This window comes from Lentzea sp. JNUCC 0626 (genome assembly GCF_043632865.1).
GTDB lineage: Bacteria > Actinomycetota > Actinomycetes > Mycobacteriales > Pseudonocardiaceae > Lentzea.
In genome coordinates this window covers 447,366-463,103 of sequence record NZ_CP171635.1, presented here as the reverse complement: position 1 = coordinate 463,103, position 15,738 = coordinate 447,366, and the positions used below count along the sequence as shown (strand labels likewise).

Sequence of the window (15,738 nt, the reverse complement as noted above, 5' to 3'; positions counted from 1 at the left end):
GAACCGCGTGCCCAGAACGCTGACACCAGTGCTGATCGCCGTGCTGCTGATGTACCTGGTGCAGCAACAACTCGCTTCCGTCGTCGGCCCACTCGCCGTGAGCTTCGGGTTGCCGACGGGCCAGATCGGTCTGTTGTTCTCGGTCGCGTCCGTGGCGACGGCGGTGGCGAGCCCGTTGTGGGGGCTGCTGGTCGACGCCGCCGGTGCTCGGGTCGTGCTGATCGCCGGACTCGCGCTGTGCGTGGCAGGGCCCGCCGGGTTCGCGGCCGTCGTGTCGCTCGGGCTCACCGAGTCGCTGAGCACGGACTTCGCGTTCCTGCTGGTGCTGTTCTTCCGCGGGGTGGTGTTCGGGATCGGGATCGCGGCGGTGCTCGTCGCGGCGCTCGCGGTCGCGGGACTCACGACGGCCGGGGTCGGGGATCGCACGCGCGCCATCGGGTTCGTGGGTGCGGCGCAGGGCCTCGGCGTCCTGGTCGGACCGATCATCGCCGGTGCGCTCGCGGCCGGTTCGATGACGTGGCCGGTCTACCTGGCGCCCGTGCTGGCGTTGGTGGCGGCGGCCGTGGTGCTCGTGATGGTGAAGCCTCCGGTGCCCGTGGTGCACGAACCCGTGCGGGTGCAGCCGGTGGAACTGCTGCCCGCGTTCGGTGCCGGGTTGTTCCTGTACCTGTCCTTCGCGATCGCCGAGGTCGTCGTCGTGTTCCTCGCCGCCGATCGGGAGCGGATCGAGTCCGGGGCGATCGGGGGTGTGATGCTCGCGGCCGGGCTCGGGCTCGTGCTGGCCCAGGGTGTGCTGGTGCCGCTGCTGAAGTGGACGCCGGACCGGCTGCTGAAGATCGGCGCGCCCGTGGCCGTGGCCGGGTACGCGTTGCTCGCCACCGCGCCGTCGGCCGGGGTGCTGACGCTGGCGTTGCTGGTGGTGTCGCTGGGTGTCGGGCTCGGTGTCACCGGGTTCACCGCGACGGCCTCGCTCGGGGTGGGGCCGCAGCGGCAGGGCCTGGTCGCCGGGCTCGTGACGTTGGCGAGCGGGCTGACGTTCGTGGTGGGGCCGATGCTGACCGGTGTGCTGTACGAGGTGGAACCGAACGCGCCGGCGCTCGTGGCCGGGGCTGCCGCGCTGATCGCGACGGGGCTGGCGTTCGTCCCCGCCGGGCCGCGTGTCCCACACTCTGCCGGGTGAGGTTGTCGGTGTCGCTCTGGCCACCGCCGGAGATCGTCGAGGTGCTCGGCGCGCTGGATCGAGCGCCGGGCGTCCAGTGGTCGGTGCCCGCGCAGTGGATGGTGAAGGTGCGTCCCCTGGGCACCGTGCCCGAACGGCTCGTGTCCGCGCTGGCCGAGGCGCTGGCCGACGAACTGGACGGGGCACCCGCGGTGCGCTGCGTGCTGGGACCGCGCACGCGCTCGATCGGCCAGTGGCTGGGGGTGCCGGTGGCGGGGTTGGACGACCTCGCGGCGGCCGTGTTCGCCGCGACCGCGCCGATCGTGCCGGTCACGCACCCGCAGCCGTTCCGCGCGGACGTCGTGCTGGCCCGCGGCCGGGTGCCCGCCACGCTCGCCGGTCAGCCGCTGGCGGGCGAGTGGGTCGCGGACCGGATCGCGCTCGTCGCCGACCGCAGTGCCGCCGGGCGGCCGCGGTTCGAAGAGGTTTTCCGGCACGAATTGAGGCTGCCGGACTGATCGACTCTGCCGTTACGCTGCGCACGTGACGCGTTACTTCAGCGCCCTCGTGCTGGCCCTGCTCGCCGCGACGGCCGTGGTCGTCCCCGCCCAGGCCCACGCGGAGCTCAAGAGCAGCACCCCGGCATCCGGCGCGGCGCTGGCCGCCCCGCCCGCGACCGTCGAGCTGGTGTTCAGCGAGGCGATCCAGCTGCCGGACGGGGACGCGGTCACCGTCACGGGAGCCGACGGTGCCAAGGTGACCATCACCAAGGTGGAGGCCGTCGACAAGACGATCACGGCGACCCTCGACGTCAAGACGGCCAAGTCGGGCGCGCACACCGTGGCGTGGGCGGCCAAGTCCGACGACGGTGACACCATCACCGGCACGTTCGCGTTCACCATGACCGCGCCGGAGCAGACCTCGTCCAGCGCGGCGCCGCCCTCGTCGGTGACGATGAGCGCGCCGGTGTCGAACGCGCCGCCGTCGACGACGCCCGCCGAGTCCGGTGGCGTGCCGCTGTGGGTGTGGATCCTGATCGGGCTAGCGGTGGTCGTCGGCGCGATCCTGCTCGTGCGGCGGCGCAAGCCCGAGGACGCGTAGGCGTTCGGTCAGCAGGTCGCGTTCGGCCGGGTGCTCGGCCCGTTCCAGCGCGGCCTTCAGCGATGCCGACGGATCTTCGCCGAGGCGTTGCAGCAGGTCCGCGCGCACGGCGTGGAACAGGTGGTAGCGGTCGAGGTCCAACGCGTCGACCAACGCCAGGGCTGCTAGCGGGCCCTCGGTCTCGGCGATCGCGACGGCCCGGTGCAGGGCGACGACCGGGCTCGGGGTGAGTGCCATCAGCTGGTCGTAGAGGGCGACGACCTGGTGCCAGTCGGTCGGCGGGTCGCTGTGCACGGCGTTGATCGCGGCCTGGATCTGGTACGGCCCGGGAAGGTTCCGGCGCAGGCAGTCGCGCACCAGGTCCTGGCCTTCGGCGATCAGGTCCGCGCGCCACCTCGTGCGGTCCTGGTCCGCCAGCAGCACGATCCGGCCGTCTCGCAGGCGTGCGTCCCGCCGGGAGGCGATGAGCAGCATCAACGCCAGCAGGCCGCGCACCTCGGGTTCGTCCGGCATGAGGTGCGCGAGCACGCGGGTGAGCCGGATCGCCTCGTCCGCCAGGTCGTGCTTGTCGAGCCAGCCCTCGTTGAAGATCAGGTAGAGGACGGCGAGCACGGCGTTGAGGCGGTCGGGCAGGTCGGCGTCGCGCGGCACCCGGTACGGGACGCGGGCCGCCCGGATCTTGCCCTTCGCGCGCACGATCCGTTGCGCCATCGTGGGTTCCGGCACGAGGAACGCCCTGGCGATCTCCGCCGTGGTCAGCCCGCCGAACAGTTTCAGCGTGAGCGCGACCTGGGCCTGCCGCGCGAGCGCCGGGTGGCAGCAGGTGAAGATCAGCCGCAGCCGTTCGTCGGGCACGTCCTCCACCTCCTCGGTCGACGGCTCTTGGGGCAGCAGTTCGGCGTACTTCTCGCGGCCCTTGGCTTCGCGGCGCAGGCGGTCGATCGCCTGGTTGCGGGCCGTCGTGATGAGCCAGCCCGCCGGGGACGGGGGCGTTCCGTCGACGGGCCAGCGCTGGACGGCCTTGGCGAACGCGTCCTGCACGGCCTCCTCGGCGAGGTCGAGGTCGCCGAGGAAGCGGGTCAGGACGGACACCGCGCGGCCGTACTCGGCCCGGAAGATCTCCTCGATCATCAGACCGCGATCGGCCTGACCTCGATCGACAACGGGCTGAGCACCCCGGCGAGCCGGCGGCCCCAGTCGAGCGCCTCGTCGAGGTCCTCGGCCTGGATGACGGTGAACCCGCCGATGTGCTCCTTGCCCTCGGTGAACGGGCCGTCGGTCATCAGCACGTCGTCGTCCTTCACCCTGAGCACGGTCGCGGTCGACGGCGGGTGCAGGCCGACGGCGAACACCCACGCGCCCTTCGCCTGCATCTCCTCGTTGAGCGCGTTCAGGTTCGCCATGATCGGCTCGAGCACGTCGGGCGGCGGCACCTCGCCGTCGGGCTGGTAGATGCTGAGCAGGTACTTCTGCGTCATCGTGACTCTCCTCTCCCCCTGTACACGAACGCGGAAGGCCCGATTCGACAGCCGTGTACGTTCTGTTTCGTGAGCGGGCGGCTGGCTGAGATCGTGGCACTCCTGGACGTGCCCGACCCGTTCAGCGTCGAGGAGCTCGTCCGCCGGATCGCCGCGACGAGGCAACGGCCGATCGTGCTGCGGGCCGCCGCGATGCCGCCGGAGGGCCCGAGCGGGCTGTGGATCGCGACCGGCACGACCGACCACATCTGGTACGCGGCGGGCACGAGCCCGATGCACCAGGAGCACATCGTCCTGCACGAGCTGGGCCACCTGCTCTGCGACCACGAGACCCCGCAGCCCGACCCCGACCTGGCGTTGCGGCTGCTGCTGCCGTCCCTCGACCCCGCGATGGTCAGGTCGGTGCTCGGCCGGACCGCCTACAGCGCGCCGGAAGAGCGGCAGGCGGAGATGTTCGCGATGCTCATGCTCGAACGCGCCGGGAAACTGCCGTCCCGGGTGCGTCCCCTCTCCCCCGAACTCTGCGCGCTCCTCGACCGCGTCGAGGCGGCACTCGCCCCGGGACTCCGCTCGTGAACTGGTCCGCCCAGCAGTACGTGATCCTGGTCGTCGTCGCGGGCTGCACGGCGCTCGTGCTGCGGCTCTTCCAGCTGCACCGCAACGCCAACCCGGCGATGACGTGGATCACCGCGTCGCTCGGCATCCTGACGTTCTCGCTGGCGCTCCAGTTCACCGTGGTGCGTGCCGCCGTCGACGCTGTCACGACGTTGAACACGGCGGGCACGCTGTCCAACTGCGGGACGTTGCTGGCGGCGGCGTGTGCGCAGCGCGGGTTCCTGCACGTGGTCAGGCCCGGTGCGCGCAGCTCGGTGCTGCGGTGGACGTCCGGCGTGATCGTGCTGGTGGTGGTGCTGTTCGCGTTCGTGCCGTCGAACTACGAGGAGGTGCTGGCCAACGCCGACAAGGCGATCCAGGTGCCGGTGACCTCCGCCGCCGGCTACGTCTACCTCGTCGCTCTCGCCGTGCTGTGCGTCGGGCTGATCCGGGCCTCCTGGGCCTACGTGCTGGTCGCCGAGCGGTTCTCGCTGCGGTACGGGCTGATCGCGATCGCGCTGGCCTCGGTGATCGCGATCGCGTACACGGTCGTGCGGCTGTCGGCGATGGTCACCTATCAGCTGGGCGTCGTGGTGCCGGTCCTTCGCGGCAACCTGATCGGCAACCTCTACCTGACCGCTTCCGGGCTGGTGTTCATCGGGATCGCGCTACCGCTGGTGGGTGGGCGCCTCGGTCTCGACCACCTCGCGCACTGGTGGCGGATCGACCGGTCCTATCGGCGGCTCGGGCCGTTGTGGCGGGCGTTGTACGAGGAGTTCCCCGGACTGGCGTTGGACGTGCCCGCGCGGCACGCGGGCTTTCGTCATCCCGAGCGCGCGTTGTACCGGCGGATCATCGAGATCTGGGACGGCCGGTTGCGGTTGCGGCCGCATCTCGATCCTTTCGCGGTGCCTGGGGACGGTGCGGCTGAGGCGGCGTTGATCGCGGACGGGTTGCGGCGCCGGCGGGAGGGAGTGCCGGTGACCGACGGGACGGGGGCGCCGGACAACCGGCCGGACGATCCGGACGCCGAACTCGGGTGGCTGATCGAGGTGTCGCGGACGTTGCCGCGCTGACGGACCGCTTTGCCCGTTGCCGCCCCATCCCGCGACCTCGTGGGCGACGATGGCGATCATGTCCCCGTTGATCCTCCCCCTCGACGACCCGCGCGCCACCCTGGCGACCGCCGGTGGCAAGGGCGCGTCGCTCGCGCGGCTGGTCACGGCCGGTCTGCCGGTGCCCGCCGGGTTCCACCTCACGACCCGCGCCTACCGCGAGCGGTCGATGGAGGGCGTGCTGGAGGCGTTCCGGGAGCTGGGCGGGCCGGTGGCGGTGCGGTCGTCGGCCACGGCGGAGGACCTGCCGGGGCTGTCGTTCGCCGGGCAGCACGACACCGTGCTGAACGTGTCCGAGGACGGGCTGTTCGACGCGATCCTGCGGTGCTGGGACTCGCTGCGCTCGGACCGGGCCGTCGCCTACCGGGAACGCAACGGGGTCGCGTCGGCCGAGATGGCGGTCGTCGTGCAACGCATGGTGCCCGCGGAGATCTCGGGCGTGCTGTTCACGGCGGACCCGGTGACCGGACGGGCCGAGCCGGTGACCAACGCGGTGCGCGGGCTCGGTGAGGCGCTCGTCAGCGGTGCGGCCGACGCCGCAGATCTGTTGTCCTCCAAGCAAAAGGCGACGCTCGTGGCGTTGGGCGAGCGGATCGAGGCGTTGTACGGCACGCCGATGGACGTCGAGTGGGCGTTCGCGGGCGGCGGGTTCCAGATCCTGCAGGCGCGGCCCATCACGGCGTTGCGGGTCGAGTGGAACGACAGTCTCGACGGCGACTACCTGTGGTCCAGCGGCAACGTCGGCGAGGCCGTGCCCGAGGTGATGACGCCGGTGACGTGGTCGGTGGTGCGGGTGCTGTCGAGTGCGGCGATCGGGCCGCACCGGATCTCCGGCAACATCGGCGGCCGCTTCTACCTCAACATCAGCACCTACACCGCGCTCGGCACGGCGGTGGGCCGGGCGGACGAGATGCTGCGGGCGGGTGAGGAGACGTTCGGCCGGATCCCGGCCGGGGTGGCGGTGCCGCCGTTGCCGATGTCGCGGGCCGCGATCCTCGGCGCCGTGCTGCGGGGTGCGGGCGAGCCGCTCAAGCAGCAGTTCCGGTACCGGACGCAGCGCGAACGGCTGGTCCGCGCCAACCCGGAACGCTGTGCGGCGGCGCAGCGGAAGATCGCCACCGCCACGACGACCGCCGCGTTGCTGGAGGTGTGGCGGCGGGAGCTGGACGACCTGTTGCGGGTGGTGTGTCCCGTGCTGGACGCCGGTGCGCGCATGATCGCGGGCGGTCCGGCGGCGTTCCGGCGAACGCTGGTCGCGCTCGTGGGCGAGGACGACGCGGCTACGTTGCTGACGGGCTTCCACGACGGCGGCGGGCTCGCGAGCCTCGGTCCGCTGGTCGGGCTCGCCCGGCTCAGGGCGGGCGAGATCGACCGCGAGGCGTTCGCCCGGACCTGGGGACATCGGTGTGCCGCCGAGTTCGAACTGTCCGCGCCTCGGCCCGCCGAAGATCCCGAGTGGATCTCCCGGCAGCTCGAGTCGTTCAGCGATCCCGGCGCCCTGCTCGAACGGCAGGCGGCGAAGCGCGCGCAGGCGTGGCAACGGCTGCTGGCCGCGCACCCCGGCGAGGCGGTCAAGATCCGCAAACGGCTCGACCGCATCGGCGCGGGTGCTCGGGCGCGGGAACAGGCCCGCTCCGAGATGGTGCGGGTGTTCGGCGTGCTGCGGGCGTTCGTGCTGCGGGCCAGCGAACTCACGTCGTCCGGTGACGCCCTGTTCTTCCTGCCGATCGACGACGTGCTGCGCGTGCTCGGCGGCGAGACCTCGTTGCTGGAACGCGCGCCCGCCCAACGTCAGGCGTACGAGCGGTATCGCGCGCTGCCGCCGTATCCGACGGTCATCCGGGGCCGGTTCGACCCGGAGTCGTGGGCGGCCTCGCCGGACCGCCGCGCCGACCTCCACGACGCGACGACCGACGTGCCGATGCCCGCCGACGTCACGGGTTTCGCGGGGTCGGCGGGCGTCGTGGAGGGCACGGCACGGGTGCTGGCGCGGGTCGAGGACGGCGAGGCGTTGCGGGAAGGCGAGGTTCTCGTGACGACGGTGACGAACATCGGCTGGACGCCGCTGTTCACCCGTGCCGCCGCGGTGGTGACGGACGTGGGTGCGCCGCTGTCGCACGCGGCGATCGTCGCGCGCGAGTTGGGGATCCCGGCGGTCGTGGGATGTGGGAACGCCACCACCCGCATCGCCACCGGAGACGTCGTCGTGGTGGACGGCACGCGCGGGACGGTGCGAAAGCTGCCTTAGGTCAGTTGTTGTCCAGAATCAGTTGTGCACGGCCACGCCGCGCATCGAGACCAGCTGGCGCCGCATGCGTTCGCGCACCAGGTCGATCACCTCGGTCACCGTGTCGGCCTCCGCGTACGCCTGCACCTCGACCCATTTCAGGTCGAGCCGCGCGTGGGCGTGGATCACGGACTTGTCCGAGGTCAGGTTGACCCACGCGAAGTCGACGCGGTCCGGCGCGTACCGGTCCAGCGACCCGATCCGCGCGGACGCGTAGTCCCTGGCCTGCTCGGGGATGGCCTCCGCGAGCGAGACCTGGATGTAGTCCATCGACACCTGCCTCCTCAGAGGCCGCGCGACAGCGCCGCGCGGCCAGTTCGACGATACGAATTCGATCGCAACGCCGAACCAGGCGTTGGTCCCGACACAGCAGGGTCTTTCTACTGAGGAGATGGTGCTGCCAGGGGACCTGGTGATTTCACTGGGATCAAGTCTTTGGCACCAAAGAGGAAACTCGCTCGTCGAGTTGTTCTTCGGTGGGTGAACCGATCAGGAGTTCGACCGAGCCGTCGACGCTGACGAACGCGAACGTCGGCTGCGCGGTGACGCCGAAGCGCTTCCAGACCGAGCCGTCGAGGTCGGCGAGGTGAGGGAAGCTGCTCATCTTGTGGTCGGCCACGAACTTCTTCATCGCGTCGAGCTGGTCCTCGGCCGCGACGCCCACGAACTGGACCTTGTCGTGCCGCTTGGCGAGTGCCTCCACGGTCTCGGCCTCGGCGTTGCAGGACGGGCACCACGGCGTCCAGAACCACAGCACGGCGGGCTGTCCGGCGAGCTTGTCGCCGCGGAACTCCGCGCCGTCCAACGTCTTCGAGGTGAACTGGAACTTCTCCGGTGGCGGTGTCTTCTCCGCGCAGCCGGCGAGCAGCAGGATCCCTAGCAGCAGTCCGAGGATGCGCATTCGGCCCCTCACCTCCCGTCAGGACGTACGGCCTTGCGCCTCCTCCGGTTCAGCCACCACGCACCGACGACGACCAACACCACCACGAACGGCCACGGCCCAAGCGCTGACACGAGCTGCACGAGCGTCGACTGGAACCGGCCCGCACCCCGCACGACCGGGTCGATGGCGCTGCCACCGGCCAGGAACAGCCGTAGCTCGTAGACGCCGTAGTAGGTCACATAGGCACCGACCAAGACCAACACCACACCGCCGATGCGACCGACGTGTGGCAGCAGGCGACGAACGTGCGGTGCGAGTGCGGAACCCGTCACGGCCAGCACGGTGACCACGAGGCCCATACCCAACGCATAGGCCAGGAACGCGAACACGCCCGTTTGCAGCGATGCGCCCACCACGGCGAGGAACGGGCCGATCGCGCACGAGAGAGAGGCGATGGCGAACGCGATGCCGTAGCCGTACATGGACCACAGGCTGCGCGGCGCGGCGGACAGCTTGGGCAGCCGGACGTAGAGGTCCTTGCCCAGCAGCAGGAGCACGCCGACGACGAGCATCACGAGCCCGATCACGACCGTCACGAACGGCAGGTAGCGCTTGAGCGTCGCGGCCACCGGGCTGACCAGAATTCCGAATGCGCCGAAGAAAGTGACGAATCCGGCCGTCATCACCAAACCGGACATAAAGGCACGCGTGGGAGAGTCCCGGGCCACCAGTGCCAAATAGGCGGGCAGCATCGCGAAACCGCACGGGTTGACCGTGGCCACCATTCCCGCGAGAACCGCTAGTGCGAGCTCGTTCACGCGGCAGAGGTTAGGGTGGGGACGTGCCGATCGAACAGTGGCTCGAAGCCATTCCACCTCTGCTCGTGTACGTCATCGTCGGCCTGGTGATCGGTTTCGAGTCGCTCGGCATCCCGTTGCCCGGCGAGATCGTGCTGGTCACGGCCTCGCTGCTGGCGTCACAGCACGACGAGCTGAGCCCGTTGTGGATCGGCGTGTGGGCGAGCGCGGGCGCCATCATCGGTGACAACTTCGGGTACCTCATCGGGCGGCGCGGCGGGCCCCGGCTGTTTGCGTGGATGGGGCGGAAATTCCCGAAGCACTTCGGGGAAACGCAGCTCGACCACGCCCGCAGGGTGTTCCAGAAACGCGGTGCGTGGGCCGTGTTCTTCGGCCGGTTCGTGGCACTGCTGCGCATTCTCGCCGGGCCGCTGGCCGGGTCGATGCACATGCCGTACGGCCGGTTCCTCGTCGCGAACGCACTGGGTGGCATCGTGTGGGCGGGCGGCACGGCGGCCGCCGTCTACTACCTCGGTGTCGTCGCCGAGAAGTGGCTGAAGGGCTTTTCCTACGCGGGCCTCGCGATCGCGGTGGTGTTCGGTGTGGCCGGTGTCTTCATCGTGAAGAAGCGCCTCGCCAAGGCCGCCGAAAAGGCCGAGAAAGCAGAAGAGGTCACGCCCGCGTAGTCCAGGCGGCGATCTGGGCGCGCGACCGCACGCCCAGCACCGTCTTGAGGTCGCGCACGTCCGCCTCCACGGTCCGCAACGACACGTGCAGGTCGTCCGCGATCTGCTTGTTCGTCAGACCTTCCGCGACCATCGCCGCGACGCGCAACAGTCGTTCGTCACGCCACGACAGCGCGGTCTCCTCCGGCTCGGCCTGCGGACTCGGCGGCGCCACGGACACCCCCGGCAACGCGAACTGCCGCACCGACTCGAGCATCACGGGCCCGGGTTCCAGCAACGACCGCGCCTGCAACCCCTCCGCGAGGTCGGCGTCGATGGTGCCCGGCACGAGCGCGAACCCGTGCAGCGCCACCTTTTCCTCGTCGGTCAGCAGCTGGTAGGCGCGGTCGAACGCCACGTGCAGCGTCCGGTGGTGCGCAGGGGCGTCACGCGGGGCGTGCGTGAGGACGGCGAACCTGTCGTCCAGCCTGCCCGCGATCTCCTCCAGCGTCAGCACCCGCACCAGCCGGGCCGCGAGTTCGAGCGCGAGCGGCAACCGGTCGAGCTGCTCGCACACGAAGTCCAGCAGCGCGGACTTCTCGTCGAACTCGCTGTCGAGCGCCGTCGCCCGGTCGCTGAACAACCGCTTCGCCTCGTGCCTGCTCAACGGTTGCAGCCGGTACTGCTGCTCCCCCGCCACGGCCAGCGGCGAGTGGCTCGTGGCCAGCACACGCACCGATGGATGCCGTGCGATCAAAGCCGCGCAGTCCTCCAGGACGCCCTCGCAGCCGTCGAGCACCAGCAGCGCCGGTTCGACGTCGAGCAGGTCCGGCACCCGGCTGACGTCCGCGAGTTCGACGAACAGCACGTTCTGCCGATGCGCGACCACCTCGTGCACGAGCCGCGACTTGCCGACGCCCGGCGGCCCCGTCACGGTGACGATCCTGTTGCGCGCCAACAGCTTCGTGAGATCCGCGACCTCGGCGGCACGGCCGACGAACGAGTCCAGTCGCAACGACGTGGGCACGACGTCACGCGCACGGCGTCGATAGGCGCGCTGACGGCACGCGCCCGAGCAGTACTTGCCGGGAGCGGTCAGCGCCGTTCCGCAGTCCTCGCAGGTCACCGCGCCCTCGCCGTCCGGGCCGCGAGCTGGGTCCGCGACGTGAGCCCCAGCCGCGACAGCATCTGGGTCACGTGCGAGCGCACCGTCCCCGCCGAGATCCCCAGCCGGGTCGCGATCTCCGTGTTGGTCAGCCCGTCCGCCACGAGGTCCGCGATCTCCCGCTGCCGCACGGTCAGCGGGTCGTCCTGCCGACCCGCGCTCACGAACGCCATCAGCCCGGCGTGGTCGAGCCGCTCGCCCAGTTGCCGAGCCTGCACCGCCCGGCGCGGACCGGCCGATTCCACCGCGAGTTCGCGCGCGTCCACCACCATCTGGTTCCACGGTTCTTCCTTGCGCGAACCACGTTTTCTGCGCGCGACCTCGGCGGCGGCGAGCAGCACGACCGCACGGTCGGCATCATCACGACGAGCTGCCACGACACCAAGTCCTTCCAGCACGCCGGCTTCGGACACGGCGGCGGGCGCTCCTACGCGCAACGCGATCTGGAAGTGGTGCTCGGCCTGGTCGACGTCACCGGACGCCAGCGCGATCACCCCTGCGGTGTGCCGTGACGCCATCAGGTGGAAGGCGTCCAGCACACCGAACGACAGAGATTCCAGCGTCGCCGCGAGCGCGCCCGGCAGGTCGTTCAGGCGCATCAGCAGCCACGCGTGGTTGTTGAGGAACGTCATCAACAAAGCAGGATTGTTCATCGCGCGTGCGGCCGCCACCGATCGTTCGTTGGCCACGCGCGCACCGTCCAGATCGGAGTTCACGCCCCGTGCGTAGCCCAAGGCGTTCCACGCACGGGCGTCCCACGAGGGTTCGCTGGTCGCCGGATGCGCTACCAACGCCTCGGCGAACCGCAACGCCGTCGCCTCGTTGCCCGTGAAGCCCGCGAGCCAGGCCGCGCGGAAGAGCAGCAACTCGGCGTGCGATGTCAACGGCCCGTGCGTCAACGTGGCGCACGCCAAGTTCATCGCCTCGCTGTACGACCCCTGGACGTACCAGACGTGCACGACGCCCGCGACGAGCCAGGTGTAGCGCGGATCGGTGCGCTGGACGCGGCCGATCACGTGCAGCAGCTGGTGTTCCTGGCTCAGCAGCCACGCGTTCATCTCGCTCGTGACGACCGGTGCGGCCCCGACGGCCTGGATCGTCTCGGTCAGGTGCGTGACGAGCCGGTCGAACGTCGGCGCCGCTTCGCCGTGCTCCTCCAGCCGGGCCAGACCGAACAGGCGGATCGACTCCAGCATCCGGAACCGCGCGCTCGAGAGCGACGGCGACCGCACGACCAAAGACTTGGCGCGCAACGATCCCATCAGCGCCACGGCGTCGGCGGACACCCCGCACACCGCCGCCGCCAGCCCCAGGTCGAAGTCGCCGATCAACGCCGACAGGGCCCGCAACGCCGCCTGCTCGGCCGGAGTGAGCAGGTCGTAGCTCCACCTGATCACCGCGTCCAGGGTCTGGTGCCGCTCGGGTACGTCGGTGCGCGCCGCCGCAAGTTCGATCGCCAACGGCAGGTGATCACGCACGGTGTCGGCGAGTTCCGGTGCCCCGCCGCACTCGACGAACAGCTGCCGGGCCTCCGCGGGCGGCAGCGGACCGAGTTCGACGCACATCTCGCCCGCGAGGTCGAGCGGTTCCCGGCTCGTCACCAGCACGCGCAGGCGTGGGCACCCGGCCAGCAACTCCGCGACAGCGGCGGCGGCCTCGTCGATGAGGTGCTCGCAGTTGTCCAGGACCAACACGCGATGGTCGGCCAGCGCGCGCATGACCGCCTTGTGCACCGACGAGCCCGGTTCCTCCCACACGTTCAACGCGAACGCGATCACGTGCCACAGCAGGTCCGGCCGGTGCACGGGCTCCAGCTCGACCACGGCGTCCCCGAGCCGCAACTCGGCCGCGAGCCGTGACTTCCCCGCCCCTCCCGGTCCCGTCAGGGTGACCAGCCGGTGCTTGCGCAGGAGCCGACGCACGGTCGTCAACTCCCGTTCCCGCCCCACCAGGCGGGCCCGCGAGTGCCCCGACGACCACATGCGCGCGATTCTAGGAGCGAATGCACAAAGAAGAAATGTCGCTCAACAATTGCGGTACCACTCCCGAAACGGCCGTGAACTGCGCCGATACCGGTCGGCACCGCCTGGAACCGGTCACCGGCTGAGACGCTCACTCCTCACCCTCCGTCGCTCACCGCCAGATTCCGGTCCCCATCCCGGTCTGCGCCAGGCGGACCGGGAACCCGCAGAAGCCGACGAGTCCACGCGGGAAGCACCGCGAATCCACGCAAGCTCCCACAGCATCGAACGACATCGCGCACACATGACCGAAATTTCGTGCTTGTACAAACCTGAGCGGTATTCGCTCACCTGACTGATCCATCAGACACACCTTGTGGTGCCGTGATTACGCGCGGTATGGTCTAGACCTTCAATCGCCGCCGCGATGTAACGGGAGTACGCACACATCAAGGCAAAGGAAGACACATGAAGATTGGACGCAAGGTGACGGCCGCCATGGCCGGCGTTCTCGCTGCACCGTTGATCGTCGTGGCACTCCCCAGCGGCACGGCACTCGCCCACGGGTACATCAACTCCCCGCCGAGCCGTCAGGCCCAGTGCGCCGCGCGCACCATCGCGTGCGGCAACATCCAGTACGAACCGCAGTCGGTCGAGGGCCCGAAGGGCCTGCAGAGCTGCCACGCCAACCTGTCGCAGTTCTCCGAGCTGAGCAACGACAACAAGGGCTGGCGGGTCACGAACACCGGCCGTTCGGTGACGTTCAACTGGACGTTCACCGCTCGCCACCGCACGCGTGACTACGACTACTTCGTCGACGGCCGCAAGGTCGCGACGTTCAGCGGCAACAACCAGCAGCCGCCGGCCACCGTGCAGCACACCGTCAACGTCGGCTCGCCCGGCCGCCACAAGATCCTGGCCGTGTGGAACATCGGCGACACCGCGATGGCCTTCTACTCCTGCATCGACATCAACGCGAGCTGATCCTTCCCGCGTGAGGACCCCTTCCTCTCACGCGACTCTCGCACGACCTCGGCCGCTGGGGTGAACGCACTCCGGCGGCCTTGGTCCGCGCGCTCGACACCGTGGAAGAGGGCACCCCTGTCTCGTCCTCTTCCGCGGTCGGCCGTTCCGCTCGACTTGCGCCACCGATCTACTCGGTGACCGCGGGCCGCCCTTGTGGCCACCGACGTCCACGAGGGCCGGCTCACCGCCCGCCCGACGCCCTCTCCCGCACGATCTCGTCGACGTCGAACGGCATCAGCGTCAACGGCGGGCCGGACATCGGTTTCCGCAGCGCGTCGAGGATCCGGGCGTTCATCTCCCCGATGATCGCGCGCGCCTCGGCCTCGGTCGCGGCCGCCAGCGCACGAGCCTTGGCCGTCTCCGCTTCCTTGCGCAGCACCAAAGAAGGAGGCAGGCCCGAGGCGCCCTCTTCCTCGCGCACCTTCTTCTTGATCCACCAGTCTTCTTCGAGCGGCGCGCCCGCGCCCGGCAGCGGCTTGCCGGCGCTCGGCAGGCCGTCGAACTCGCCCCGCTCCTGCGCCTCGCGGATCTGCCTGTCGATCCACGACTCGAAGTCCATTCCGGGCGGTTTCCGCTGGGTCATGGGGAGAACCTCCTGACTGCGCTGTCGATCGCCTCGCGGAACGCGGGGCTGCCCTTGTGGCCGCTGTCGTCCACCAGGGTCAACTCGGCGTCCGGCCACGCCTGAGCCAACGCGTACGCCGTGTCGGCCGGGCAGCTCATGTCGCGCCTGCCGTGGATGATCGCGGCCGGGATGCCCGCGAGCTTGGCCGCACCACCCAGCAGATCGTCGACGAAACCGGCGTTCGCGTAGTAGTGCGCGATGATCCGGACCAGCGCGATCACGTCGTCGGACGGGCGGCCGGAGAACACGTCGGGCTGGCCGAAGTTCTCCAGCGACAGCACCGTGTCCTCCCAGCGGCACCACTCGGCCGCGGCGGCTTCCCGCACCGCGCGATCGGGGTTCTCCATCAGGTCCGCGTACGCCCGCACCACGTCCGGAGCGTCTTCGACGTGCGCGCTGAACCGCGCCCAGGCCTCCGGGAAGAACCGCGACACGCCCTTGTACAGCCAGTCGATCTCACGCGGCGACGACAGCGTCAGCGCGATCAGGATCAGCTCCGAGACGCGCTCGGGGTGCCGTTGCGCGTAGGCGACGGCCAGCGTCGAGCCCCAGGAACCGCCGTACAGCAACCACTTCTCGATGCCGAGGTGCTCACGGAGCCGTTCCACGTCCGCGATCAGGTGGTCGGTCGTGTTGACACCCATCGCCACGGCCGGATCGCTCGCGTGCGGGGTGCTCTGCCCGCAGCCGCGCTGGTGGAAGATCACGATGCGGTACTTCTCGGGATCCAGCGACTTCCGGGCGCCCTTCGACGGCGAGCCGGGGCCGCCGTGCAGGAACAGGGCCGGCTTGCCGCCGGGGTTGCCGACGGTCTCCCAGTAGACGTGGTTGCCGTCGCCGACGTCGAGCAGGCCGTGGTCGTAGGGCTCCATGAGATCGAGC

The 15,738-nt window shown here is 70.3% G+C and carries 17 protein-coding genes; 8 read left to right on the top strand and 9 right to left on the bottom strand.

The window, feature by feature from the left end:
- Positions 1-7 precede the first annotated feature (7 nt).
- The 3 genes from JNUCC0626_RS02245 to JNUCC0626_RS02235 are packed head-to-tail and all read left to right on the top strand — an operon-like array spanning position 8 to position 2,260.
- Positions 8-1,180: an MFS transporter gene (locus JNUCC0626_RS02245; RefSeq protein WP_394617944.1), complete on the top strand. Its 1,173-nt coding sequence runs from the start codon at positions 8-10 to the stop codon at positions 1,178-1,180.
- Complete coding sequence (locus JNUCC0626_RS02240) at positions 1,177-1,677, top strand: 2'-5' RNA ligase family protein (protein ID WP_394617943.1); 501 nt, start codon at positions 1,177-1,179, stop codon at positions 1,675-1,677. Before JNUCC0626_RS02245 ends, JNUCC0626_RS02240 begins: the two co-directional genes overlap by 4 nt.
- Positions 1,678-1,702: 25 nt before the next feature.
- Positions 1,703-2,260: a copper resistance CopC family protein gene (locus JNUCC0626_RS02235; protein WP_394617942.1), complete on the top strand. Its 558-nt coding sequence runs from the start codon at positions 1,703-1,705 to the stop codon at positions 2,258-2,260.
- Here the strand turns inward: JNUCC0626_RS02235 and JNUCC0626_RS02230 are convergent.
- Together JNUCC0626_RS02230 and JNUCC0626_RS02225 are read right to left on the bottom strand one after the other, a co-directional pair.
- A complete protein-coding gene (locus JNUCC0626_RS02230) occupies positions 2,201-3,391 on the bottom strand; it encodes an RNA polymerase sigma factor (protein ID WP_394617941.1) in 1,191 nt (396 codons plus the stop codon). The two genes, JNUCC0626_RS02235 and JNUCC0626_RS02230, sit on opposite strands and share 60 nt — an antisense overlap.
- Entirely contained in the window at positions 3,391-3,738 is a 348-nt protein-coding gene (locus JNUCC0626_RS02225; RefSeq protein ID WP_394617940.1) for a YciI family protein, read from the bottom strand. Before JNUCC0626_RS02225 ends, JNUCC0626_RS02230 begins: the two co-directional genes overlap by 1 nt.
- 69 nt (positions 3,739-3,807) lie before the next feature.
- Between JNUCC0626_RS02225 and JNUCC0626_RS02220 the strand changes: the two genes are divergently transcribed.
- The 3 genes from JNUCC0626_RS02220 to JNUCC0626_RS02210 are packed head-to-tail and all read left to right on the top strand — an operon-like array spanning position 3,808 to position 7,695.
- Complete coding sequence (locus JNUCC0626_RS02220; protein ID WP_394617939.1) at positions 3,808-4,314, top strand: hypothetical protein; 507 nt, start codon at positions 3,808-3,810, stop codon at positions 4,312-4,314.
- A complete protein-coding gene (locus JNUCC0626_RS02215) occupies positions 4,311-5,408 on the top strand; it encodes an MAB_1171c family putative transporter (RefSeq protein WP_394617938.1) in 1,098 nt (365 codons plus the stop codon). Before JNUCC0626_RS02220 ends, JNUCC0626_RS02215 begins: the two co-directional genes overlap by 4 nt.
- Before the next feature lie 58 nt (positions 5,409-5,466).
- Positions 5,467-7,695, top strand: a complete 2,229-nt coding sequence (locus JNUCC0626_RS02210; RefSeq protein WP_394617937.1) for a PEP/pyruvate-binding domain-containing protein — start codon at positions 5,467-5,469, stop codon at positions 7,693-7,695.
- A gap of 18 nt (positions 7,696-7,713) precedes the next feature.
- Here the strand turns inward: JNUCC0626_RS02210 and JNUCC0626_RS02205 are convergent, their stop codons facing one another.
- The 3 genes from JNUCC0626_RS02205 to JNUCC0626_RS02195 form a co-directional block, all read right to left on the bottom strand.
- Positions 7,714-8,004, bottom strand: a complete 291-nt coding sequence (locus JNUCC0626_RS02205; protein WP_394617936.1) for an HPF/RaiA family ribosome-associated protein — start codon at positions 8,002-8,004, stop codon at positions 7,714-7,716.
- A 157-nt stretch (positions 8,005-8,161) separates the two neighbouring features.
- Positions 8,162-8,635 (bottom strand): TlpA family protein disulfide reductase, encoded by a 474-nt coding sequence (locus JNUCC0626_RS02200; protein ID WP_394617935.1) that lies wholly within the window; start codon positions 8,633-8,635, stop codon positions 8,162-8,164.
- Between the two features lie 8 nt (positions 8,636-8,643).
- The gene (locus JNUCC0626_RS02195) at positions 8,644-9,435 is read right to left on the bottom strand and encodes a cytochrome c biogenesis CcdA family protein (RefSeq protein WP_394617934.1); all 792 of its coding nucleotides are present in this window, start codon (positions 9,433-9,435) and stop codon (positions 8,644-8,646) included.
- A 23-nt stretch (positions 9,436-9,458) separates the two neighbouring features.
- Here JNUCC0626_RS02195 and JNUCC0626_RS02190 point away from each other — a divergent pair, with 23 nt between their 5' ends.
- Positions 9,459-10,100 carry a DedA family protein gene (locus tag JNUCC0626_RS02190; RefSeq protein ID WP_394617933.1) on the top strand — a complete coding sequence of 214 codons (642 nt, stop codon included), beginning with the start codon at positions 9,459-9,461 and terminating at the stop codon, positions 10,098-10,100.
- On the opposite strand, the gene JNUCC0626_RS02185 is transcribed toward JNUCC0626_RS02190, so the two are convergent.
- Both JNUCC0626_RS02185 and JNUCC0626_RS02180 read right to left on the bottom strand, forming a co-directional pair.
- On the bottom strand, positions 10,087-11,205 hold the full coding sequence (locus JNUCC0626_RS02185) for a helix-turn-helix transcriptional regulator (protein WP_394617932.1): 1,119 nt from the start codon (positions 11,203-11,205) through the stop codon (positions 10,087-10,089). The two genes, JNUCC0626_RS02190 and JNUCC0626_RS02185, sit on opposite strands and share 14 nt — an antisense overlap.
- Positions 11,202-13,226 (bottom strand): ATP-binding protein, encoded by a 2,025-nt coding sequence (locus tag JNUCC0626_RS02180; protein WP_394617931.1) that lies wholly within the window; start codon positions 13,224-13,226, stop codon positions 11,202-11,204. The genes JNUCC0626_RS02185 and JNUCC0626_RS02180 overlap by 4 nt, the downstream gene beginning before the upstream one ends.
- Positions 13,227-13,673: 447 nt before the next feature.
- Here JNUCC0626_RS02180 and JNUCC0626_RS02175 point away from each other — a divergent pair, with 447 nt between their 5' ends.
- A complete protein-coding gene (locus JNUCC0626_RS02175; protein ID WP_394617930.1) occupies positions 13,674-14,189 on the top strand; it encodes a lytic polysaccharide monooxygenase auxiliary activity family 9 protein in 516 nt (171 codons plus the stop codon).
- Positions 14,190-14,412: 223 nt separating this feature from the next.
- On the opposite strand, the gene JNUCC0626_RS02170 is transcribed toward JNUCC0626_RS02175, so the two are convergent.
- Both JNUCC0626_RS02170 and pip read right to left on the bottom strand, forming a co-directional pair.
- Complete coding sequence (locus JNUCC0626_RS02170) at positions 14,413-14,814, bottom strand: DUF1992 domain-containing protein (RefSeq protein WP_394617929.1); 402 nt, start codon at positions 14,812-14,814, stop codon at positions 14,413-14,415.
- Positions 14,811-15,728, bottom strand: coding sequence for a prolyl aminopeptidase (gene pip / locus JNUCC0626_RS02165; protein WP_394617928.1), 918 nt, complete (start codon positions 15,726-15,728; stop codon positions 14,811-14,813). The genes JNUCC0626_RS02170 and pip overlap by 4 nt, the downstream gene beginning before the upstream one ends.
- Positions 15,729-15,738 lie beyond the last annotated feature (10 nt).